The organism is Salinibacterium sp. M195 (genome assembly GCF_019443965.1).
Classification (GTDB): domain Bacteria; phylum Actinomycetota; class Actinomycetes; order Actinomycetales; family Microbacteriaceae; genus Rhodoglobus.
Genome location: NZ_CP040814.1, coordinates 1,686,202 through 1,707,828 on the forward strand (window position 1 = coordinate 1,686,202; position 21,627 = coordinate 1,707,828).

The window sequence follows — 21,627 nt, forward strand, 5'->3', positions numbered from 1 at the left end:
GTGGGAACTAGCTCGACGACGTCGAGTTCTGTTCCTCTCCTTCCTGTTTCGCAGCCGCAGCGTCACGCGGGCGCGGGATGCGGGAGTTGGGGGCGCGGCGCTTCCAATCGAGCACATTCCAGCGCTTCTCTTGGGCGTGCTTATACAAGTTGACGTCGGGGTTTACCGCGCTGGGATTTCCCACGAGTTGCAACCACATGAGGTCAGCGTGGCTGTCGCCATAGCCGTAAGACTGCGAGAGGTTGATGCCGTTGAGCTCGGCGTAGTGCCGCAGCCAGGCGGCGCGAGCCTCATCCACAAGCGGAGGGTCAGCCAAGAATCCGGTCAGCACACCATCGCGTTCATGCATGCGTCCGGCAACGACCTCGTCGAAGTATGGCAAGAATGGCGTCACCATGAGATCGATCGTGCCCGTGACCAATATGGTGCGGTGTCCAGCATTACGGTGCTCCTGAACACGGAGTAGCGCATCCGGCATCACTCGACGCATCATGGCTCGACCAAAGCTGCCGCGCACCATCCGCTCGATCTCCACGATCTTGAATCCTTCATAGCGACGCATAAACGTGCGGATGAACTCGCCACGGTCACGACGCTCAGCACGCAAGTATTTGCGAAGCGAGAACGTAAAGTTCGCGAGGTCGTGCACGACCTTTGAGCGCGGAACGGTGCCGCCCCAGAGCAAGAGGTACTGCTTGACCAGGTTGGAATCGACGACGGTGCCTTCGAGGTCGAACACGGCGACGACATCGCTGCGTTCGGGCAGCCGGCGTACGGTGCGCGCTTTCGCCGTCGGCCGATTCGCGAACGCTCGGGTGAGCGTTGTGATGGCCGGGAAGTGCACCTGCTGAAAGTAGTTCTCCCAGTCGATATCCGTGACATCGAAACGCGCGCTTTCTGGCGTCTTCTTGGGTAACGACGCCAGCAACTCGCGAGTGTTTGCATCATCAAAAATGATCTCGGTTTGCACGTAGGCGCGATAGAGATTGGTGAACGCCCGCAGAACTTCTAGCTGATGTTGACCGCTCTTGACCTCATCGAGCCACCGGCGAGTGCGCGGCGTTGTCGGCATGCGCGTGATAACTCGCTCAGCGCGGGCAGCTTGACGCTCACGCTTCACGAGTGCCTTTTCTACTCGCAGGCCGCCGGGGAATCGCCACAGTGGCACGCTGATTTCGCCGTCTTCCGCGGGAAGCGGATTGGCAGTGAAATACGCATTGACGTTTTCGTACATGCGGTGAAACGGCAGCGGATTGCTCGCGCCAGAACTCACGTGATAATACTTCGGCGCTGCCGGATCGGCCTTCGTGGCCGCCGCCGCTAGCGTCGCATTCACGACGAAATCAACAGGGATCACATCGAGGATCGAGTCGGGAAGTCCGGGAAAATCGGGAAGCTGGCCGCGGCCGTACGCCAGAATGAGCGGGTCGGCTACCTTGAAGCCGTCGATCCAACCGGGGAAGGGGTGATGCAGTGCGCTCTCGATGATCGATGGACGAACGACCGAGAGTCGATGCCCGGCCTGAGCCCACATCTCTTCAGCAACGCGCTCGGCGAATGCTTTCGTCAACGTGTACACGTCGGTCCAGCCGAGGCTCTCTGCGCGCATGCGGCCGTAGTCAACGAGGCGATCATGCACCCACTCCGTGCGAGCGGTCTCAGCGAACTGCGCGACTGCCTGCGGGCCAGCTTTGCCGTGACGAGCCTTGGCCGCCGTGAGCTGAGCACGCAAGGCTTCCGGCTGGCGTGATTCGAACTCCACGCGGGCACGGGCAGTTCGGGCGGCCTCATACTCGGCGCGCCAATCTACCTCGTGCGTCAGCGCAGCCTCCGGAACGATTCCTTTGCGGATGCCGCCAACATAGGCCGTGGAGATATGGACAACGTGCGGCCGAGATTTGCTCTCAAGTAGGGCCGTGTAGATGCCGGTAGCTCCGCCGACGTTAGTGTCGAACGCCTCATCGATCGGCGGATCAAATGAGACCGTCGATGCCCCGTGGATGACCACGTCGATGTCGTCGGGCAGCGTGCCAACCTCGGTAAGGCTGCCTTCGATTACGGTGACGCGGCGTGCGACTTCGGCAAGCGCTTCGTCTTTGCCGAGGGAATCTATCCACTGGGCAAAGACAGGTTTGCGCATCAAATTGGTCAGGCGACCTTCGCCACTGGTCGACCCTTTACCTCGAACCAAAATCGAGATGCGGGTGCCGGGGTGGCTAGAAAGAAGCCGCTCCAGAATGGCCTGGCCGACGAAACCGGTCGCTCCCGTGAGGAATACATGCTCGTTAGAGAGGGCTTTTATGGTCGTCATACGGCGGCTGCCCTTGTCATGAGGTTGAGGTTGGTCTGGCCATCGAGGGAATCGATGAGTGCATCAATGCTACGAATGGTTTCAGGCTTACTGCGAAACAAATACTCGAAGAAGAAGTCAGTGTTCTTGCGTGGTTCAGCACGGGCGCCGATCGGCCACGGTGTCTTAGCGAGACGTTTGCGTGTGACCTTCTGCGCCCGAGTTGATTCGGCAAGGCGGTGCCGAGACTGTGCTTCGAAGAACTCAAGCTGACGTGATTTTGTCGCCACGATGTGAGTGAGCGTTGCGGTGAGCTGGGGGTTCGGATCGAGTTCGAGAACGCGACGGTAGGCGGCCTGCATTAACCATTCATCGACTGTGCCCAAAGTCATGTGCACGGCGATCATCGGAAGGCCAACAATGTTGGCCACGATCGATTCTCGGATTGTTCGTTCCACGGGAGTGCGGAACGGAGCCCGGTCGGCGTCCGCGCCATCGTGGCTGCGAATGATCTGATCAAGAGCATCCGCGATCCAATACTTTTCAAAAGCCCAGGTGATGAGAAAAGCGGTAACCCGAGAGTCTTTGTGGGTTGCGGTCACGAGAACGCTGCGCAAGTGAGTCATGGTGCCGCGTTCGACAACCTGAAGATAGCGCAGGGCGCGAATCGTCTCTGGGGTCAGCGGCGCTGACGCGTAGGACTCTAAATTCAACGTGTCCCGGTAGCTCGCTTGGGCTTCGTTTGCATATTCCCGCACATCGAAATCGGGCGCCGGAACGGACATACTGTCGAGAGCAACCTCAAGATTCTTAGGCATCGTTCTCCTTCACTCGAGGCAAGAATGGCGTGGCGACTTCACCCAATTCTAGGCGCGGATCGCTCACGAAAGCACCTTTATTGCGGAGGTGGTGCCGTATTGTGGGCGCCATGGCAACAGCGCTTATCACCGGTGGAACGTCAGGAATCGGCGCCGAATTCGCGCTCCAACTTGCGCAGGCCGGCACCGACCTTGTCATTGTCGCTCGCAACGAGGAGCGGCTCGCTTCCACCGCGACGCGGCTACATGCCGAATACGGTATTTCAGTGGAGACGATCAGTGCCGACCTTTCCCGACGCAGTGACGTACTGCGCGTAGTGGACCGTCTCACTGACCCCGAACATCCTCTCGACCTGTTCGTCAACAACGCCGGATTTGGAGTACACGCGGCGCTCACGTCCGAAGCCGCTGTCGCGGTGCACGAACATGCTTTCGATGTCATGTGCCGCGCTGTGCTCATCTTGGGCGGTGCCGCCGGTCGGACAATGCGCTCGCGTGGCAGTGGCTCGATAATCAACGTCTCGAGCATCGCGAGCCTTGTCACGATGGGCTCATATTCAGCGATCAAAGCTTGGGTTGCCTCATACAGCCAAGGGCTGTCAGTCGAACTGCGTAACACCGGTGTGACCGTAACGGCCCTCATGCCGGGGTGGGTTGTGACCGAGTTCCACGAGCGGGCGGGCATCCGCACCTCCTCTATTCCCGACTTTCTCTGGATGGATGCCGCCACTCTCGTGCGAGGTGCGCTGCGTGATGCGGCTCGCGGCAAAGTAATTTCCATACCTACTGTTCGGTACCGAGCCATCGGATGGTTTGCTCGACATTTGCCGCGAGGCACAATTCGCTGGATTTCTGGCAAAATTTCTTCAAGCCGAAGTGACGAGGGCTCCGAATCACACGGTGTGAAGGACTCGACAACAACATGACCCGCGATTTTGACCGATTCACTTCGCCAACGATGGCGACGGCGAGATTTGTCGCGCAACGGGGCCTGCTGAAGCCCCTGGTGTGGTCCCTTGTCCGTGTTGACGTGCGCGGAATTGAGCACATCGAACTCCACGACGGCCCTTTCATCGCGGTCGCGAATCACTCCAGCCATTTAGACGCTCCGCTCATCATTGGCGCACTCCCGCGGCGGCGGGCTCGTTACCTCGCTGCCGGCGCAGCAGCCGACTACTTCTTCGAAATCTGGTGGCGCAAATGGCTCACCACGCTCTTTTTCAACGCCTTTGCGATTGAGCGCAACGCCGAAGGTAAGCGTGCCGGGGCATCGCGCGCGCTTCTGGAGCGCGGCGTGCCATTACTGATCTTTCCCGAAGGTGGTCGTACTCGTGAGGGCGCGCTTACCCGGTTTAAACCCGGTGCGGCAGCACTGTCGATAAACACCGCGGTTCCGTGCCTGCCGATCGCTCTGGTCGGAGCTACGACAGCGATGCCACGCGGAGTCAACTGGCCAAAGCGAGGTCGGTTGCCCGTCACGGTAGTCTTTGGCGAGTTGCAGCATCGTCGTGAAGGTGAAACTTCAGACGCATTCTCAACCCGACTAGCTGAGATCGTGCGCGATCTACACGAGACTGTTCAGCCCATGCCAAGCGCAACCCCGAAGGGAAAACGATGACCTCTGTCAAACACATGAAGTGGTGGGGTTGGGGCAACGAGGGCGTGGGCTTCCATCACGAAGACAAGCCTGGTTTCGCTCCGTTCGTCAACTATGCCGTTGGTCTTGACCTCGGTTCCGCAACGCGTGCTGGCGAACCGTCCTTCGACGAGCTCGATGTTCCGAAGAGCAAAGCGACGGCCGCGTTTACCAAGAAGCTTGGCGCGATCGTCGGCGAAGGCAACGTCACACGCGATGACATGGTTCGCGTCATCCACACCTACGGCAAAAGCTTGCGTGACCTTGTGCGAATCCGCAGCAACGCAATCGAGCGCAGCCCGGATGTGGTGGTGTACCCGGCCGATGAAGCCGAAGTGCAAGCCGTAGTGGATGCTGCGGTCGCAGCTAATGCGGTCATCATTCCGTTTGGCGGCGGCAGTAACATCGCAGGCAGCCTCGAGCCGATGGCGGCCGAGAAGCGCGTTGTCATCTCGCTCGACCTCGGACGTCTGCGCGAGGTTATCGCGATCGATAAAGACGCCGGACTCGCCCGTATTCAGGCTGGCGCTCAAGGGCCAGATCTCGAAGAACAGCTCAATGCCCAAGGGTGGACCATCGGGCACTTCCCTGACAGCTTTACCCACTCGACCGTTGGCGGTTGGGTCGCGACACGTTCGTCAGGAATGCAGTCAGACAAGTACGGCGACATCGCCGACATCACGCGCGGAATGCGCGTCGTGCGCCCCGGTGGAATGCTCGTGCTTCGTCCGCTGCCGAGCACCTCGAGCGGCCCTAGCGTGCGCGAGATGATCTTAGGAAGTGAAGGCCGACTCGGCGTCATCACCGAGGTCACGGTGCAGGTGCATCGAATTCCGGCCAAGCGCGACGTGTATGCCTACTTCTTCCCGAACTGGAAATCAGGAATCGCCGCCATGCAGGCGATCTCAGAATCGGATGCCACGCCATCCATCACTCGTATTTCTGATGCAAAAGAGACCGGCTTTTCTCTCGCGACGAGCAAGAGTCGCACGGGGTTCAGCAAGTTCACCGCAGACACTGCGCTGCCGAAACTCATGACGGCCAAGGGCTGGAACCTCGACGACATTTGTCTCTCGTTCATCGGTTTTGAAGGCAGCGTTGCTCACGCGAAGCGCCAAAAGAAGCTCGTCGACAAGATCGTAACCAAGCACGGGGGAATGGGCGTCGGCAAGGGCCCCGGAATCCTCTACGACCAGAAAAAGTTCGACACCCCCTACCTGCGCGACTTCTTGCTCGACATGGGCGCAGCAGGCGACGTATCTGAAACGGCAACCCCGTGGTCGTCAGTTGTGAAGCTGCACTCGGCAGCGCACAAGGCGGCCCAAGACGCTTACGATTCGCTCGGGACCACGGGCTGGATCATGTCGCACATGTCGCATTCCTACCACTCGGGGGCATGCCTCTACTTCACGTTCGCGTTCACTTTCGGCGATGACCCCCTTGGCGAATACGACACCGTCAAGCGCGCCATTCAGCAGTCGTTTGTCGACAACGACGGCACCATTTCACACCACCACGGTGTTGGGCTCGAACACTCGCCCTGGATTGAACAAGACATCTCGACAGAGGGCCTCAAAGTCATGCAGGGCTTGTTTGACTCTGCAGACCCCGCACGCAACTTCAACCCCGGCAAAGTCACCCCTGCGAAAGCAGCGGAAGCGCCAGTGAAGGCTGCTCCCGCAACGAAGGTTGCTTCGGCGAAGAAGGTTGCTTCGGCGAAGACGACTGCTCCGGCAACGAAGGCTGCTCCCGCCAAAAAGGCCCCAAGTGCGAAGGCGCCTGCCGCCAAGGCGGCGGTCAAGAAGGCTGTCCCAGCGAAGGCCCCAGCGGCGAAATCACCCGCGAAGGCCCCAGCGGCAAAGCCAACGGCGAAGAAACCCGCGAAGGTCCCAGCGGCGAAGTCGGCCGCGAAGGCGACAGCGAAGAAAGCTAGCCCGAAGAAGTAGCGCGAGGTCGCGGTGCGGGTGGTGGCGGAACTTCTTTAGCCGCGATCACCTTCGCCAACTCGATCATTTCGAGCCCCCGTTTGGTGGCGACGACGCAGTGCGTGTCATCTGCGAGATGAAAATACCCGAGTGAATCGGTCGCGCGCCCGTCGTCGATCAGGTGACGCACGACAACGCGCGTTCCACTCGTGGTGGCGCTGAGGAATTCGGTCGGCGTTACCATGAGCTCTTGTCGTAGTCCTTGAGGAAGATGCCGAACAGGTCTTCGCCGTCTTCTCCCCGCACAATGGGATCGTAGACGCGAGCCGCACCATCGACGAGGTCGAGCGGCGCATGAAAACCTTCTTCGGCCAGCCGTACTTTGGTGGGGTGGGGGCGTTCATCCGTGATCCAGCCGGTGTCGACGCTGGTCATGAGAATGCCGTCGCTCTCAAACATTTCACGAGAGCTGGTGCGAGTCAGCATGTTCACTGCTGCCTTAGCCATATTGGTGTGCGGATGCCCTGGACCCTTGTAGCCGCGACCGAACACGCCCTCCATCGCCGACACATTCACAATGTATTTGCGGCGGCCAGAAGCCGCAGCCATCGACGGGCGCAGCATCGAAATCAAGACGAAGGGTGCTGTTGTGTTGGCGAGCTGCACTTCGAGCATCTCAAGCGGGTCTACTTGATCGACGTGCTGGGTCCACGAATTGACGGAGTCAAGGTCGGGAACGAGCCCTCCGGCGTCAATCGCAGTTCCCGCAGCTAGCCGTTCCAGCGAACTCGAGCCAGCGGACATTGCCTGTTCGGTGAGTTCTTCTGCACGCGTTGCCGCCGCGGCCAAAATGGGGTGAGCCGACACCGACTGGGCGAGGGCTTGGGGATGCGGGTCGTTGGTGTGGCCGAAGGTCGTGAGCTCGGGCAGCGGGCCGTCGGGCAGTGGCGCCAGCTCGCCATCGACGAGCGGCTGGTAGGCGCCGGGGGAGCGACGCACCGTCTGCGTCGCATTATTGATGAGGATGTCGAGGGGGCCTTGGGCCGCAACCGACTCGGCGAGCCCGATGACCTGAGCGGGGTCGCGGAGGTCGATTCCGACCACGCGTAGCCGGTGCAACCACTCGGCAGAGTCGGGCAAGCTTGAGAAGCGACGAACAGCATCCCGCGGAAAGCGCGTTGTGATCGTGGTGTGCGCGCCATCCCGCAGCAGTCGCAACGCAATGTACATGCCAATCTTGGCGCGGCCGCCGGTGAGCAGAGCCCGCTTGCCGGTGAGATCAGTGCGGGCGTCACGCTTAGCGTGGTTAAAGGCAGCACAGCTCGGGCACAGTTGGTGATAAAACGAGTCGACCGTTGTATAGGGCTGCTTGCAGATGTAGCAGGGGCGCGCCTTGATAAGTTCGCCGGCCGAGGGTGTCGATGTGTTTGTGGAGATCGGAATTCCACGGGTCTCATCATCAATTCGATCGGCAGCGCCGGTAGCGGTCGCCGCAATTACTTGGCGATCCGCGTCGGCAATCGTGGCGCGTTTCTCGAGTCGACGTTCCTTCTTTACCGCTTTGAACATCGCCGCGGTGGCTCGTCGAACTGTCACGAAGTCAGGGTGCTCGTCGTCGATCTCGGCCATTTGGCGCAAGACCTTGAGGGTCGTTTCAAGTTCCAACGGATCGAGGCCACTGGGGCCGAGGTCGGGGGAGTCGCTTGAATTGAGCACACCCAATTCTACCCGTGAGCACGGTTGGTCTCGCCCCGCAGACCACATGATGTCGCAGCGGCGCTACGGGCACCAGACCGCCAGCGCTGGCCCTAAGCTGGCGGGATGATCGTCAGTGTCGCGCTCGCTCTAGCTGGCTCCCTTTTCTATGGTGTTTCCGATTTCTTTGGGGGACTAAGTACGCGTCGGCTGCGCGTTGTTCCTGCGACCACGATCATCCATGTCTTCGCGACTCTTGCACTGTTCGCGGCGCTGCCATTTGTGGCTGTGCGGTGGGAATCTGGCGCAATCGTCTGGGGTGCTGTTGCCGGGGTCAGCGCGATCATCGGGTTGCTCACCTTTTATGCGGCTCTCGCTGATGGCCCGATGAGTCTTGTCGCTCCCCTCATTGCTGTTGTCGGCGCCGTGGTGCCGGTCGCTTTCGCGGTGATAGCGGAGAACAGTTGCCGGCGCAGGCGTGGATTGCGATTGCGCTCGCGCTCGTGAGTGCGCTACTCGTCTCTGTGACGCGATCCGATGCCGCGGTGAGGGTGCGGCCGCGAACAATCGTGGTCGGGCTGGTGTCGGGCGTTGGCCTGGGAACCGCGCTCATTGCGCTCGACCGTGCACCGGAATCCGCAGGTCTCGCCACAGCGGTCGTCGAGATCCTCGTCGGGCTCGGTGCAATGTTGATCTTGCTTGCCCTCACCCGACTGAGCGCGCCGCTGCGCAAGTTTTTTGCTCAGTTCGATCATCAGCCAGAAGGTGGGCCGGTAGTGAGCGTTGGCCGGGCGCGGGTGCTCGCCGCCGCCGGCGGAGTACTGGTGGGAGCCTCAAATGCGTTCGTGCTCTTCGCACTTCAAGCGGGAAGCTTGGCGGTTGTCTCGGTCTTGGTGAGTCTGTACCCGCTTGCCACGATCGTTCTCGCCCGTTTTACGCTGCAAGAACGGGTCACCAAGGTCCAACTTGTAGGTATGGGGCTCGCTCTGGTGGCCTCGGTCATGCTCGCGCTCAGCTAGTTCGGCGCGGTGAGCCCTGTCACCCAGCTACGGTTGAACAATGGCCTCACTTTTGGATGCGCTTCCGACGCCCTTTGACGCAGACGCAACCTATGACGCATTCGTCGGGTGGGCATCCGATCGCGGTCTGAGTCTGTATCCGGCCCAGGATGAAGCCGTTATCGAGCTAGTGTCTGGGGCGAACGTCATCTTGTCGACTCCGACAGGAACGGGTAAGTCGCTCGTGGCGATTGCCGCTCACGCAATCGCACTCGCGCAGGGCCAGCGCACCTTCTATACGGCACCGATCAAAGCCTTGGTGAGCGAGAAGTTCTTCGCCCTTGTCGAGATCTTTGGTGCCCAGAATGTCGGAATGGTGACAGGCGATTCTTCGGTCAACGCCGACGCTCCCATCATCTGCTGCACGGCTGAGATTCTCGCCAACTTGGCGTTGCGCGAGGGGGCGGATGCCCGGGTCGATCAGGTGGTCATGGATGAGTTCCATTTCTATGCTGATCCGGATCGCGGGTGGGCGTGGCAAGTTCCCTTGCTGATTCTGCCGAACGTGCAGTTTGTGCTGATGTCGGCGACTCTCGGCGACATGAAGCCGTTGGCGGACGACCTCAGCCGTCGAACTGGCCGCGAAACGAGCCTGATTACCGGAGTCGAGCGCCCGGTGCCACTGCACTACTCGTGGGCCATCACGCCAATCCACGAGACTGTCGAAGACTTACTGTCGACCGGTCAGTCTCCGATCTACATCGTGCACTTCTCGCAGGCGGCAGCTCTCGAGCGAGCACAGGCAATGACAAGCATCAAGGTCGTCACTCGTGAACAGCGCGACCAGATCGCTGAAGCTATTGGCGACTTCAGGTTTACGACAGTGTTTGGCAAAACCCTCTCGCGACTCATCCGATCAGGCATTGGTGTTCACCACGCGGGCATGTTGCCCAAGTACCGTCGCCTTGTCGAGCAGCTTGCCCAGCGAGGTCTACTGCGGGTTATTTGCGGAACAGACACTCTCGGCGTTGGAATCAACGTGCCCATCCGCACGGTATTGCTGACGCAACTCACCAAGTACGACGGCACTCGGATGCGCCAGCTCACCGCTCGAGAGTTTCATCAGATCGCGGGGCGTGCGGGCCGGGCTGGCTTCGATACCGCCGGAACGGTAGTCGCTCAAGCTCCCGAGCATGAGTCTGAAAACGCCAAGATGGTGGCGAAGGCTGGTGACGATCCTAAGAAGCTGCGCAAGCTTGTGCGCAAGAAAGCGCCGGATGGCTTTGTGACCTGGAACGAAGCGAGCTTCGACCGGATGATCGCCGCTGAGCCCGAACTACTCACGAGCAATATGCGCATGAACCACGCCATGATCCTGAATGTGGTCGCCCGCGGTGGCGATGTTTTCGCCAATGTGAGACACCTCGTGGAAGACAACCATGAACAGCGCCCAAGCCAGCGCGACCTTTCCCGCCAAGCGCTCGCCATCTATCGCACGCTTCGCACTGCCGAAATCGTCGAAGAGCACCGTATTTCAGACACCGTCATCGTGGACGGTGAAGAGGTGGAGAGCTTCGACGAGCGAGTCGAGATCCGGCTCACCGTTGACTTGCAGGCCAACTTCGCGCTGAATCAACCGCTATCGCCATTCGCAGTCGCCTCATTCGACTTGCTTGATCGCGAGTCTCCGACCTACGCGCTTGACATGATCTCGGTTCTGGAGGCGACGCTAGACAACCCGCGACCTATTCTGTCGCAGCAGCAATTTATGGCACGGGGCGAAGCCGTTGCAGCGATGAAATCTGAAGGCATCGAATACGACCAGCGCATGGAATTGCTCGAGGAAGTCACGTGGCCGAAACCGCTTGACGAGTTGCTCACGGCGGCCTTCGAAATGTATAGCGCGAGTCAGCCTTGGATTGGCGACTTCGAGCTCAACCCCAAGAGTGTCGTACGCGATCTTTACGAACGTGCCATGACGTTTGCTGACTATGTCGGATTTTATGGGCTGGCCCGCAGCGAAGGCTTAGTGCTCCGGTACCTCTCGGACGCGTATCGAGCGACGCGTCAAACGATTCCGGATGATGCGAAGACTGATGAGCTCCTTGACCTCATTGAGTGGCTTGGCGAGCTAGTTCGTCAAGTCGACTCAAGCCTCATTGACGAGTGGGAGGCCATGACGAACGGAGTAGACAGCGCCACGAGTGGCGAGCCTGTGCTGCCACCGACCCCTGCATCCGTCGTGACGAACGCTCGGGCTTTCCGGGTGTTGGTACGCAACGAGATGTTCCGTCGCGTTCAGTTGGCAGCTCGCGACGATGCTGTTGCGCTCGGCGAGCTGGATGCTGCCGCTGGCTTCGACGAAGAGGCGTGGGGTGTGGCGCTCGACCGCTACTTCGAGGAGCACGACACCCTGTCAACCGCCGGCGATGCCCGTGGGCCCGCGATGATCGTGATCACAGAAATGCCGGGCTCGTGGCAGGTGCGGCAGATTATCGCTGACCCGGCCGGTGACCATGATTGGGCAATTTCGGCGACCGTGGATCTCACGGAATCTGCCGCTGAGGGCATCGCTGTGGTGCGCGTCTCCGGATTCGACCGCTTGGATTAGTGCTCGTGATGGGGAATAGCGACCAGCCGCAATCGTGTTAACTAGCGGTGTGACTAGAGATCAACGCGTCATCCTGACAATTGCCATTCTGGCGTCTTTTGTTGCGTTCCTCGATGGTTCCGTTATCAACGTTGCGCTGCCCGCTATTCGTGATGAACTCGGCGGAGGACTCAGCACGCAGCAGTGGGTCGTGGATGCCTATCTCATCACCCTGGGTTCGCTCATCTTGCTCGCAGGATCGCTGTCTGATGTGTTTGGTCGCATCGTTATTTTGCGGACCGGGCTGATCGCGTTTGGCATCGTGTCTTTGCTCATTGCCATAGCGCCAACCGCTGAACTGGTGATCGTGCTCCGCGGATTCCAAGGAATCGCTGGTGCACTGTTGGTGCCCAGTTCTCTCGCGCTCATCATGTCGACCTTTAGGGGCGCAGCTCAGGCGCGCGCCGTCGGACAGTGGACGGCGTGGACGAGTGCAGCGTTCATCGTTGGTCCGCTCTTGGGCGGCATCTTTGTTGACCTGATCAGTTGGCGGCTCGTGTTCGCGATCAACGTACTCCCGATCGCGGTGACGCTCTGGATGTTGGTGGTGCTCGGGCACAAGGATGAGCGGAAGAAAGACACCCGAATCGACTATCTCGGCGCGGTCTTGGGCATTGTTGGACTTGGCGGGCCGGTCTTTGCCCTGATCGAGCAGGGGAATTACGGCTGGGGAAGTCCGGCAGTGTTTGTCCCGTTCGTCGTCGGATTAGTTAGTCTGGCCGCATTCGTGTGGTGGCAGCAGCGGGCAGCGCAACCGATGCTGCCCCTCGATCTGTTCCGGCAGCGCAACTTCAGCGTGGGGAACGTCGCGACGCTTTTCATCTACGGAGGGCTTTCACTCGGTGGATTCATTGTCGTCGTGTATCTGCAGGAAGTCGCAGGTTTTGGGGCGACTCAGGCCGCCCTCGCGTTCCTCCCGTCGTCTATCGCCATCATTGTGTTGTCGTCGTACTTTGGCGCTTTGAGCGGCAAATATGGCCCGCGACTTTTCATGACAATTGGGCCGTTGCTGGCGAGTATCGGCTATGTGACGTTCCTGTCGATGCAAGAGAGCGTCAACTATTTCACTCAGGTTTTACCTGGAGTCGTGCTGTTTTCGGTCGGGATGTCGATCACGGTCGCTCCGCTAACGTCCGCGATCCTTGGCGCAATTTCTGCCCAGCAGGCCGGTATCGGTTCTGCTGTCAACAACGCAGTATCTCGAATCGCGAGCCTTGTCACCGTCGCGCTTGTTGGCGTCATCGTTGTCGGCGCGTTGAACGTGGAGAACTTTCACCGCGTTGTCCTGGTCACAGCAGCGCTGCTCTTTAGCGGCGCGGTCGTGTCATTCGTGGGCATCCGCAATTCTGGTCATGCAGAGGACGAACCAACGTCGGCCGCTCCGATTATTGCCCCGTAGCTAAGCCAGCTGAGGGGCGGAAAGCAGAAGCAACGCAACACTCACGAGCGCCGCAGCGATGGTGATTCGAAAGAGTAGCCGTTTCATCGAATTTCGGATGACGAGGACGATGCTGGCACCGGCCAGAACGAACGTGATGGCAAGGCCAACGAGTGAGATAGCGCCGATATCGTTCCCGGGGCCCCAAACGATCGTGAGCGGTGCGGCAATCAGGCTGAGGGCGATGATGATCCCCGAGAGGCGCGCGCCGAGGCGGTGGGGGAGGCCGCGCACCCCGGTTGCGCTGTCATCGTCAAGGTCGGGCAACACGTTGCTGAAATGGGCGGCTACTCCCAGCAGTGCGCCAGCGAACAGCGCCCACCAGCGAGCAAGTTCGGGAGGGTCGGCGGCCAACGTGACTATTGCCGGCAGCGAACCAAAACCAACGATGTACGGAACTACCGATGCGGCGGTCGACTTGAGCCCCAGGTTGTAGAGCCAGCCGCTGGCGAGGAAAACTGCGTGGGCGACCGCGGGGAGCGGTCCGAGCAGAGCGGAAAGGGCGACCGACGTTGCCGCTAGGGTGATTGCCACTCCAGCAACCACAGCGGACGAAATTTCTCCACTGGCGATGGGCTTGTCGAACCGTCGGTTGTGGCGATCGCGTGCGGCATCCAACCAATCATTTGACAGCCCGATCGAGAGTTGGTTGCAGAGGATCATCAGAGTCACGACGGCGACTCGCCAGGGTTCGAGGCCAACACCCGCGGCAAGAACGGCGGCAATAAGAGAAACAACAACTGTCGGTCCGGGGTGAGACGACCGCAGAAGAGCGTGAACCATCCCGCAAGAGTAACGCGCCACGGTGCTGACATCGCAGACTCTCAGCCGCTGTGACCTATGTTAATCACGTGAATGAAGTTTTTGATGCCTCGGTGCTTGCCAGAAGGCTCCCCGGCACGTGGAGTGTCGTCGCTACCAATTTTCCGATGTGGCTTGATGGCACGCGTCACGACCCAGAATTTACCTATGACACTGTCGCGGGTGAAGAACTCACCTTGTCCGACACCGTGAGTTACACCACAAAAGCAGGCGAGCCCAAAACGATCGTGGGAACCGACCGATTGCGTGGTGACGAGTTCGTCTGGCGCGGTCAAGGCTGGCTCAAAGTGTTGACCAGTCGCTGGCACGTTGTCGGAGCAAACGACACCTTCAGCATTATCGTTATCCGCTTTGCCCGCTCTCGCCTTACCCCTGCCGGTATCGATGTTCTGGTGCGCAAAGACGCAACGGAGCCCGCCGTACGCTCAACCGTCGCTCACGCCACCGAGCAGTTCGGCATCACCGCCGAAGATCTTGCATCGCTCACTTGGCTTTAGAGAGCCAGAGCAACAGCGCCGTCTGATCCGAGTACGATCGCAGGATGGCTAGAGCGCGGCGACTCCTCTCCCGAGCGGGAGTGGTTGTGCTTGTGGCGACATTGCTGGGGTGCAACGCTGCCTCACCTCGCCAAGTCGTTCCCGCGCCGACCTTTGTGCCCCGCGCGGCCGCGCCGACGATCGACCCTGCCGACCGCTACGCGCAGGAGCGTCTCGCGAGTATGTCACTCTCCCAAAAGGTGATGAGCATGCTCATGGTGCACGTTCCGGGCACGCAACCGGGTGCCACTGTTCCTGCTGCCTATACCGGCGTCGGCGGATTTATTCTGATGGGCGACAACATCCCCGATTCGCTCGCTCAGTTGAGAGCTGAAACCGCGGCGCTGAGCCCGGAAGCTGGCTTGCCTGTTTTGGTCGCTACCGATCAGGAAGGGGGAATCGTTCGTCGAGTGCCCACTGACGATGCGCTCTCGGCAAGCGAGCTTCGTTCGCAAGCCCCTCAAGCGACATTCGACGCTTTCGCTCAGCGTGGCGCACTCTTGGAATCAGTCGGCATCTCCGTGAACTTTGGGGTTGTCGCTGACGTTGCCAGCGATCCGTCGAGTTTCATTTTTGAGCGGTCGTTCGGCTCGACGGGGGCAGATGCGGCGGCACGAGTAGCTCAAGCGGTCGCCGGTGAGTCACAAGTATTGTCTACGCTCAAACACTTCCCTGGTCACGGTGCAGCGCCGGGCGATTCACACTCAAGTATCCCCACAACAGCGGTAACTCTGAGCGAGTGGAATACCACCCACGCACTGCCCTTCGAAGCGGGAATCACTGCGGGTGCGCCGATCGTCATGTTCGGGCATCTCGCGTTTACGGCGATCGATCCTGAACCGGCCACGTTCTCGGCGAAGTGGCACGAAATTTTGAGGGATGACCTTGGTTTCGACGGAATAGTCATTACCGACGACATGGGCATGCTCGAGCGCTCGGGTGTGCCCGAGTATTCCGCGCAGGTCGCGAACGCGGTGCGCGCCATAAAGGCCGGAAATACGATGCTGCTCTATGTCGGGGAGGTCGATGTTGAGGGGATCGTCGCTGCCGTCCGCGCTGCCGTCGACGCCGGCGAGCTCGACGAATCAACGATCGACGACGCAGCGCTCAAACTGTTGAGCCTCCGCCGCGCGTTGTCCGGGGAGACTGGACGGTTCGTTCACTGTTCTGAAGAGTGCGTAGCGCTCGCGCGCTAGCTCGGTCGAGCCCGTGGGCCGCTGGGGCGTGACGTCGCGACGTCTAGCCGTTGTCGGACGCTCCGACAATTACCTCATGCACGCGACGCACGTCTTCTAGCAGCGATCCAATGAGGATCCAGTGCTCAGGATGCGGTGTGAGAACTGTCAGGGGTGCAGTCAGCGTGAGCAGATCTTTAGTCGGCGCCACGGATTCCCGCTCGCCTGGTGCCTGCCCTCTCAGTCGCAAATCGTGAGCGGCACGCTCGAGTTCGCGCGCGATCGAGACGACTACCGGGTCAGTCATGAGATTTGTGTCGTAGCGGTCATGAATAGCGCGAGCCATGCCGAGGGTGCGTGTGACGAGCACGGTCAGCATCGTGAATAGTTCTGTTTCACGCCGCAACATGCGGTGATGTTTGCTTTTTCGCGGATTGAGAGTGAGGCTGTCGGAACCCTTACGAAGCGCGAGGGATGCCGCATCACGTAAATCCCGAAGCACCCGGGCATCATCCAGAAGTTTCTTCAGATCTGCCTCCGATTGAGGAGTGCTGAGCGATCGGGCCAGCGATTCGAGCACCGCCGCAGTCTTCTTGGTGAGAGCAGCTACCGCGACGCGTGCCGGGCTGACGAAAACCGGAGCAACGATCGCGAGGTTGACGATTAACCCAATGAGAGCGCCAATAATCGTCTCGACGATTCGCTCACCAGCGTAGGCCGCGTTTTGGCCACCCAGCGCGAGAACAAGCATTGCGCTAATGGGAATCTGGTTGGCGGAACCAGCGCTCAAGCGCAATGCCCATGCCACCAAGACCGAGATGATGATGACACTCAGGATGACCCAGCTTTGATCGCCAAAGATCTGGCCAGCACCCAAGGCGATAGCCACACCAGCAACAACGCCGATGCTGCGTTCAATGCCCTTCTCAATGGATTGCGTGACGCTGGGTTGAACGACCAAGAGTGCAGCAATCGCGGCAAAAATAGGAAGCGGTTGTTGCAGCAAGAAGCCCGCAACGACCCACGCAATTACCGCTGCTACCGATGTCTTGAGAACCTGCAACAACGGTGAACGACGCGCGATAACGAGCGTCGTTACGAGTTTCACTTCAGGCTCGTTACTTTCGAGATCGCGTCGGCCGCGCGCACGAGAGCGAGGTGGCTGAGTGCCTGTGGAGTGTTGCCGGCTTGGCGTTCATTGACGGTGTCGTACTCCTCGCTAATGAGTCCGACATCGTTGGCGAAACCAACGAGACGATCCATCAACATGGTCGCGTCAGCGAGCCGGCCAGAGCTGGCGTACTGCTCTACCAGCCAGAAAGAGCACGCGAGGAACGGGTTCTCGCCCTCGGGTAGCCCATCGACTCCCGATTCCGTGAGATAGCGCAAGACAAGGCCGTCCACGAGAAGTTCCTCTTCGATTGCGGCAACAGTGCCGAGCATCCGGGGATCATCAGCAGCAAGGTAGCCAACCTGCGGAAGTTGCAGCAGCGACGCATCGACGCCGGTTCCGCCGTAGTACTGGGTGTAGGTGCCGCGCTCGGCATCCCAACCATCACGCTCGATCTCTTCATGGATCTCCGCGCGGATCTTGATCCACGTCTCGACAGGACCTTCGAGACCAAACTCTTCGACGGCTGTGATCGCACAATCTAGGGCGGCCCACAGCATCACTCGTGAATGCGTGAAGTGGCGCTCGGGGCCACGAATCTCCCAGATGCCATTGTCAGGCCGGTTCCAGTTGTCCTCAACGAAAGTCATCAGGGCACGCTGAAGCGGCCACGAAAAATCGTTCTCATGCACGCCGGCTCGACGGGCAGCCTGAAGGGCCACCATAACTTCGCCGAACACATCGCCCTGGAACTGATTGAACGCTCCGTTACCGATGCGGACCGGGCTCGCGCCTTCGTAACCGGGGAGAGAATCGAGCTCGCGTTCCTCGAGCCAACGTTCACCGGAGAGACCGTACATGATTTGCACATCAGCAGGATCTCCTGCGATGGCCCGCAGCAGCCAACGGCGCCAAGCCTCAGCTTCCGCGACATAGCCGTGATCGAGCAATACGTGCAAAGTGAGCGCTGCGTCACGTAACCAGACATACCGGTAATCCCAGTTGCGGCTGCCACCGAACCACTCAGGAAGACTGGTCGTAGCGGCGGCAACGATTCCGCCCGTGTCTTCGTGAGTCAGTGCGCGAAGCACCAAGAGTGAACGCTTGACGATCTCCGGATATTTCTCCGTCGGCTCGCAGTGCGAAGCCCAGCTATTCCACCACTCGCTAGTGTGTGCAAGCACCTCGTCGACATTGACGGCGGAAGGTGGGTTGCGATGTGCTGGATACCAGGTCATCGTCAGGTCGCGGGTCTCGCCAGCGCTAATAATGAAGTTCGCGGTGTGCTTGTGGTCGGCCGAGTGCAACTCAATGCCGCGAGCAACGATCGCGTCGGGTCCGGCAACAGCGATAACGGCGTGGCCGCCGGCTTCTGGCGCTTGACGCAACCAGGGCAGCGCAGTGGCGTACCCGAAGCGGATAAGCAGCTCAGTATGCATCGCAACGCTTCCACGCACTCCACGGATTCGGCGCACGACATCGGCACGACGATTTCCATAAGGCATGAAGTCAATTACTTCGACTTCACCTTCAGCAGTCACCCACGTGGTGATGAGGGTAAAAGTGTTCTCGCGATATTTGCGAGTGACGGTGACCGTGGCGGACTCGTAAAGACTCGCGACAGGCGCAACAAGCCAGCGTCCGTGATCTTCGTTGCCCAGCAATGCTCCGAACATCGACGCGGAGTCGAATCTCGGAAAGCAGAGCCAGTCAATGCTTCCATCGCGGCCGACAAGTGCAGCCGTCTGACAGTCGCCAATAAGGGCATAGTCTTCGATTGGTAACGCCATAAGACAATCATTGCAGCGTCGGAAGCGTGCTCCCTGCACATCCGGCTATCGTGCGTAAAAATTAACAATCGAAGTCGAATCAGCTGAACAGAAATTCACTCGAGAGTGGGGCTGGATTCAATCGTTGATGAGCCCGAGTTCTCGTAGTTCAACTGCTAAACGGGCGCCATCAGGGGCAAATCTCCACGGGACAGACGACTGACTTTCGCGCTCGGCCATTTTGCTTCGGCCTCCAGCAAGCACAGCTTCCCCCGTCGATAGCTGCCGAATTGCTACCGCAGCGACATTCTCGGGGTGGCTGGCCGAAAACTCACCGTAAATTTCTTCGTCATGTTGTCCGTCGTCGCCGACAAGCAGCCACTTGATCGCCGGGAACTCGGCCGCGAGTCGACGAAGACTGTCTTTCTTGTGTTCCGCACCGCTACGGAACCATCGGTCGTGGGTCGGTCCCCAGTCGGTCAGGAGCATGGCTCCGCGGGGATAGAGGTTTCGTCTGAGGAAACGCGTGAGTGTCGGGGCAACATTCCACGCTCCGGTCGACAGGTAGATCACCGGCGCAATCGGGTTCGCGCGCGCTAAACGGTCGTAGAGCACCGCCATGCCCGCAACGGGGCGTCTCGCGTGTTCGTCGAGGACGAAAGTATTCCAGGCGGCCAGAAGCGGTCGGGGGAGGGCGGTGACCATGACAGTGTCGTCGACATCAGAGATGATGCCAAAATCTGCCTTTGGGTCAACAACAAAAATGTGGGCAATGGTGGCGTCGGAGCCTGCGGAGTCGAGGGATGCCGTTTGCCAACCCGGAGTGAGGGCGACAGCCACTTGCTCATCGATAACACCACCACGGCCCGGAGTGAGCTGAACCTCAGTGCCTCCGATGGTGACGGTAACGACCTCGTCGTTGACGGGAATGCTGAAGAAGCTGCGCCAACCGCGAACCTTTTCGGCACGCTTCTTCGATGTCTCGGTTCCGCGGGTGAGCACCACGCGGCAGAGCACCCGAACCCACGTTGTCGCGCCGTAGCTGCTGTACGGAATGATCGTCGTCGTTAGCCCACGTTTGCGACCGCGGCGCTCTCGCCAGCGATGGAATGCGTCCTCGATTCGAGCCGCGCGATGCAGAATTTCTCCTGCAGCCTGCGTGTGCGTGTGGGCTGTGCCGAGTCGAGCCATTGCACCAGCCTAGGGTCACACAGCCTTTCTAGCGGCACAGCGGCTCAGAGTTCTATTGCGCTGGCTGAGGCTCAGCGAACAATTTTTCACTCAGGACGGCAGATGCCGCGACTGTCGCACGCACCAAATCTTCGTCGCCGCGAACGCGTGGGTCGATCCATGAGTCGATGGAATCCCGGGCAACGATGACGGGCATCCGGTCATGGATATCGGCCAAAGCCCCCGTCGCCGCCTGCGTGAGCATGGTGGTGGTGAGATGCCAGCGCGCAGGATCGTCGGAGGAAAGCGCTGGATCTTGCCACCAGGAATACAGCCCGGCAAAGAACAGTAAGCCGTCAGGCGAGGTGATGTAGTGCGGGACGGATGTGCTCCCGTCCTTTTTGGTCTCGAAGTAGCCAATCGACGGAAGCACGGCTCGTTGGCGCACGACGGCGCCGCGAAACGTGGGTTTTTGGGTGACTGTTTCACTGCGTGCATTGAATGTCGCGTTCCTGCCACGCAACACGCGGGAAAAAGGCGGCGTCAACCACCATTGGGCTAGTGCGGCACGCGGAACAAGTGCTGAGCCCGGATCGGTGCGATCTTCATGACTATTGAGCAGGATCGGAACCTGATCGGTGGGGCGCACAATGGGCGTAGCGAGCCAATCCGCTTGCCATTCTTCCGGTGGTCTGCCCGTTGCGGTAACGAATTCAGTGATCATTTGGTTGACTGTGTCATCCATGGCAAATCGTCCACACATACCGCAACTGTAGAACGTTTGTCGAAAAGTGGACCACTTACTGCCTAGAACAATCGTTCTAAAGGTTAGGATTGATCAGACACCTAGAAGGGGGCCATCGTGTCCGCACATACAACTATTGACATCGCGGCTGAACCAGCAGTCTCGCTTCGTAACGAACCAGTGCAAGCACGAAGCACTGCGCGTCTTACCGCACTACTCGATGCAGCTGCATCGATTGTCGACGAGGTCGGCATTGAGCGACTAACCACCGCTATGGTCGCCGAACGCGCCGGAGCGTCGATCGGCACCGTTTACCGCTACTTCCCTGACCGTATCGTGTTGCTTCAGGCCTTGGGCTCGCGCAACTTCGAGCGCGTAATGGCGCGCATCACTGATGCGATCAAGGATCCAGCTCACGCTGACTGGCGCGGCGCGCTCAGCACCGCTTTTGCCTCGGTCATTGATACCTACCGCACCGAGCCCGGTTTCCGTGGGCTCCGCGTAGGGGATCAGCTTGATTTGCGCCCATTGCCCAACGGCCGTACGCACAAGTCACTCGTGGCTGAGCGCATTGTCGATGCACTGTCAACTCGCTTCGGAGTAGAAAATTCCGCTGCGAGTCGATTTACTCTTGAAGCGGGCCTTGAGATGAGCGATGCACTCGTTGCTCGGGCGTTCCTCACGAACCCACAGGGTGATCAGGAATTTATCGACATAAGCACCTCGGCCGTACGCGGATTCATTGGTGACAACATCGGTTGGTAATTATTTCGGTTTAGCGTGAATCTGCAAAGTTATGCCCAATCGGGAATGACAGCGGCGTCGAATACTGTTTAGCTAATTGTGCTG

At 59.7% G+C, this 21,627-nt stretch carries 19 protein-coding genes; 10 read left to right on the forward strand and 9 right to left on the reverse strand.

The annotated features are described in order from the left end of the window. Nucleotides 1–7: 7 nt before the first annotated feature. Nucleotides 8–2,311 carry an SDR family oxidoreductase gene (locus FFT87_RS08100; protein ID WP_219948254.1) on the reverse strand — a complete coding sequence of 768 codons (2,304 nt, stop codon included), beginning with the start codon at nucleotides 2,309–2,311 and terminating at the stop codon, nucleotides 8–10. Beyond that, nucleotides 2,308–3,108 (reverse strand): hypothetical protein, encoded by an 801-nt coding sequence (locus tag FFT87_RS08105; RefSeq protein WP_219948255.1) that lies wholly within the window; start codon nucleotides 3,106–3,108, stop codon nucleotides 2,308–2,310. Before FFT87_RS08105 ends, FFT87_RS08100 begins: the two co-directional genes overlap by 4 nt. Before the next feature lie 110 nt (nucleotides 3,109–3,218). Between FFT87_RS08105 and FFT87_RS08110 the strand changes: the two genes are divergently transcribed. The 3 genes from FFT87_RS08110 to FFT87_RS08120 are packed head-to-tail and all read left to right on the forward strand — an operon-like array spanning nucleotide 3,219 to nucleotide 6,690. Next, nucleotides 3,219–4,034 (forward strand): SDR family oxidoreductase, encoded by an 816-nt coding sequence (locus FFT87_RS08110; RefSeq protein WP_219948256.1) that lies wholly within the window; start codon nucleotides 3,219–3,221, stop codon nucleotides 4,032–4,034. After that, nucleotides 4,031–4,726 (forward strand): 1-acyl-sn-glycerol-3-phosphate acyltransferase, encoded by a 696-nt coding sequence (locus FFT87_RS08115; RefSeq protein ID WP_219948257.1) that lies wholly within the window; start codon nucleotides 4,031–4,033, stop codon nucleotides 4,724–4,726. Before FFT87_RS08110 ends, FFT87_RS08115 begins: the two co-directional genes overlap by 4 nt. Continuing rightward, a complete protein-coding gene (locus tag FFT87_RS08120; RefSeq protein WP_370628544.1) occupies nucleotides 4,723–6,690 on the forward strand; it encodes an FAD-binding oxidoreductase in 1,968 nt (655 codons plus the stop codon). Before FFT87_RS08115 ends, FFT87_RS08120 begins: the two co-directional genes overlap by 4 nt. Here the strand turns inward: FFT87_RS08120 and FFT87_RS08125 are convergent. Next, nucleotides 6,674–6,913: a hypothetical protein gene (locus FFT87_RS08125; protein ID WP_219948258.1), complete on the reverse strand. Its 240-nt coding sequence runs from the start codon at nucleotides 6,911–6,913 to the stop codon at nucleotides 6,674–6,676. The genes FFT87_RS08120 and FFT87_RS08125 overlap by 17 nt on opposite strands. Then, nucleotides 6,907–8,385, reverse strand: a complete 1,479-nt coding sequence (locus FFT87_RS08130; protein ID WP_219948259.1) for an SDR family oxidoreductase — start codon at nucleotides 8,383–8,385, stop codon at nucleotides 6,907–6,909. The genes FFT87_RS08125 and FFT87_RS08130 overlap by 7 nt, the downstream gene beginning before the upstream one ends. 105 nt (nucleotides 8,386–8,490) lie before the next feature. Here FFT87_RS08130 and FFT87_RS14565 point away from each other — a divergent pair, with 105 nt between their 5' ends. The 4 genes from FFT87_RS14565 to FFT87_RS08145 are packed head-to-tail and all read left to right on the forward strand — an operon-like array spanning nucleotide 8,491 to nucleotide 13,411. Then, nucleotides 8,491–8,871, forward strand: coding sequence for a hypothetical protein (locus tag FFT87_RS14565; RefSeq protein WP_255558957.1), 381 nt, complete (start codon nucleotides 8,491–8,493; stop codon nucleotides 8,869–8,871). Continuing rightward, on the forward strand, nucleotides 8,829–9,383 hold the full coding sequence (locus FFT87_RS14570) for an EamA family transporter (RefSeq protein WP_255558958.1): 555 nt from the start codon (nucleotides 8,829–8,831) through the stop codon (nucleotides 9,381–9,383). Before FFT87_RS14565 ends, FFT87_RS14570 begins: the two co-directional genes overlap by 43 nt. 40 nt (nucleotides 9,384–9,423) lie before the next feature. Beyond that, nucleotides 9,424–11,973 (forward strand): RNA helicase, encoded by a 2,550-nt coding sequence (locus FFT87_RS08140; protein WP_219948260.1) that lies wholly within the window; start codon nucleotides 9,424–9,426, stop codon nucleotides 11,971–11,973. 49 nt (nucleotides 11,974–12,022) lie between these two features. Beyond that, nucleotides 12,023–13,411 (forward strand): MFS transporter, encoded by a 1,389-nt coding sequence (locus tag FFT87_RS08145; RefSeq protein WP_219948261.1) that lies wholly within the window; start codon nucleotides 12,023–12,025, stop codon nucleotides 13,409–13,411. Here FFT87_RS08145 and FFT87_RS08150 read toward each other — a convergent pair whose 3' ends face one another. Beyond that, on the reverse strand, nucleotides 13,412–14,233 hold the full coding sequence (locus tag FFT87_RS08150) for a UbiA family prenyltransferase (protein WP_219948262.1): 822 nt from the start codon (nucleotides 14,231–14,233) through the stop codon (nucleotides 13,412–13,414). A 68-nt stretch (nucleotides 14,234–14,301) separates the two neighbouring features. On the opposite strand from FFT87_RS08150, the gene FFT87_RS08155 reads away from it, so the two are divergent. Continuing rightward, entirely contained in the window at nucleotides 14,302–14,769 is a 468-nt protein-coding gene (locus tag FFT87_RS08155) for a hypothetical protein (RefSeq protein ID WP_255558959.1), read from the forward strand. A gap of 44 nt (nucleotides 14,770–14,813) precedes the next feature. Further along, nucleotides 14,814–16,004, forward strand: coding sequence for a glycoside hydrolase family 3 N-terminal domain-containing protein (locus FFT87_RS08160; protein ID WP_219948264.1), 1,191 nt, complete (start codon nucleotides 14,814–14,816; stop codon nucleotides 16,002–16,004). A 43-nt stretch (nucleotides 16,005–16,047) separates the two neighbouring features. Here FFT87_RS08160 and FFT87_RS08165 read toward each other — a convergent pair whose 3' ends face one another. From FFT87_RS08165 to FFT87_RS08180, 4 genes are all read right to left on the reverse strand, one after another. Then, nucleotides 16,048–17,091 carry an aromatic acid exporter family protein gene (locus tag FFT87_RS08165; protein ID WP_219948265.1) on the reverse strand — a complete coding sequence of 348 codons (1,044 nt, stop codon included), beginning with the start codon at nucleotides 17,089–17,091 and terminating at the stop codon, nucleotides 16,048–16,050. After that, complete coding sequence (locus tag FFT87_RS08170) at nucleotides 17,088–18,884, reverse strand: glycoside hydrolase family 15 protein (protein ID WP_219948266.1); 1,797 nt, start codon at nucleotides 18,882–18,884, stop codon at nucleotides 17,088–17,090. Before FFT87_RS08170 ends, FFT87_RS08165 begins: the two co-directional genes overlap by 4 nt. Nucleotides 18,885–19,001: 117 nt before the next feature. Further along, nucleotides 19,002–20,054, reverse strand: a complete 1,053-nt coding sequence (locus tag FFT87_RS08175) for an App1 family protein (RefSeq protein WP_219948267.1) — start codon at nucleotides 20,052–20,054, stop codon at nucleotides 19,002–19,004. Between the two features lie 52 nt (nucleotides 20,055–20,106). Beyond that, nucleotides 20,107–20,778 carry an SOS response-associated peptidase gene (locus tag FFT87_RS08180; protein WP_255558960.1) on the reverse strand — a complete coding sequence of 224 codons (672 nt, stop codon included), beginning with the start codon at nucleotides 20,776–20,778 and terminating at the stop codon, nucleotides 20,107–20,109. A 117-nt stretch (nucleotides 20,779–20,895) separates the two neighbouring features. Here FFT87_RS08180 and FFT87_RS08185 point away from each other — a divergent pair, with 117 nt between their 5' ends. Continuing rightward, the gene (locus FFT87_RS08185) at nucleotides 20,896–21,543 is read left to right on the forward strand and encodes a TetR/AcrR family transcriptional regulator (protein ID WP_255558961.1); all 648 of its coding nucleotides are present in this window, start codon (nucleotides 20,896–20,898) and stop codon (nucleotides 21,541–21,543) included. The last annotated feature ends 84 nt before the right edge of the window (nucleotides 21,544–21,627 follow it).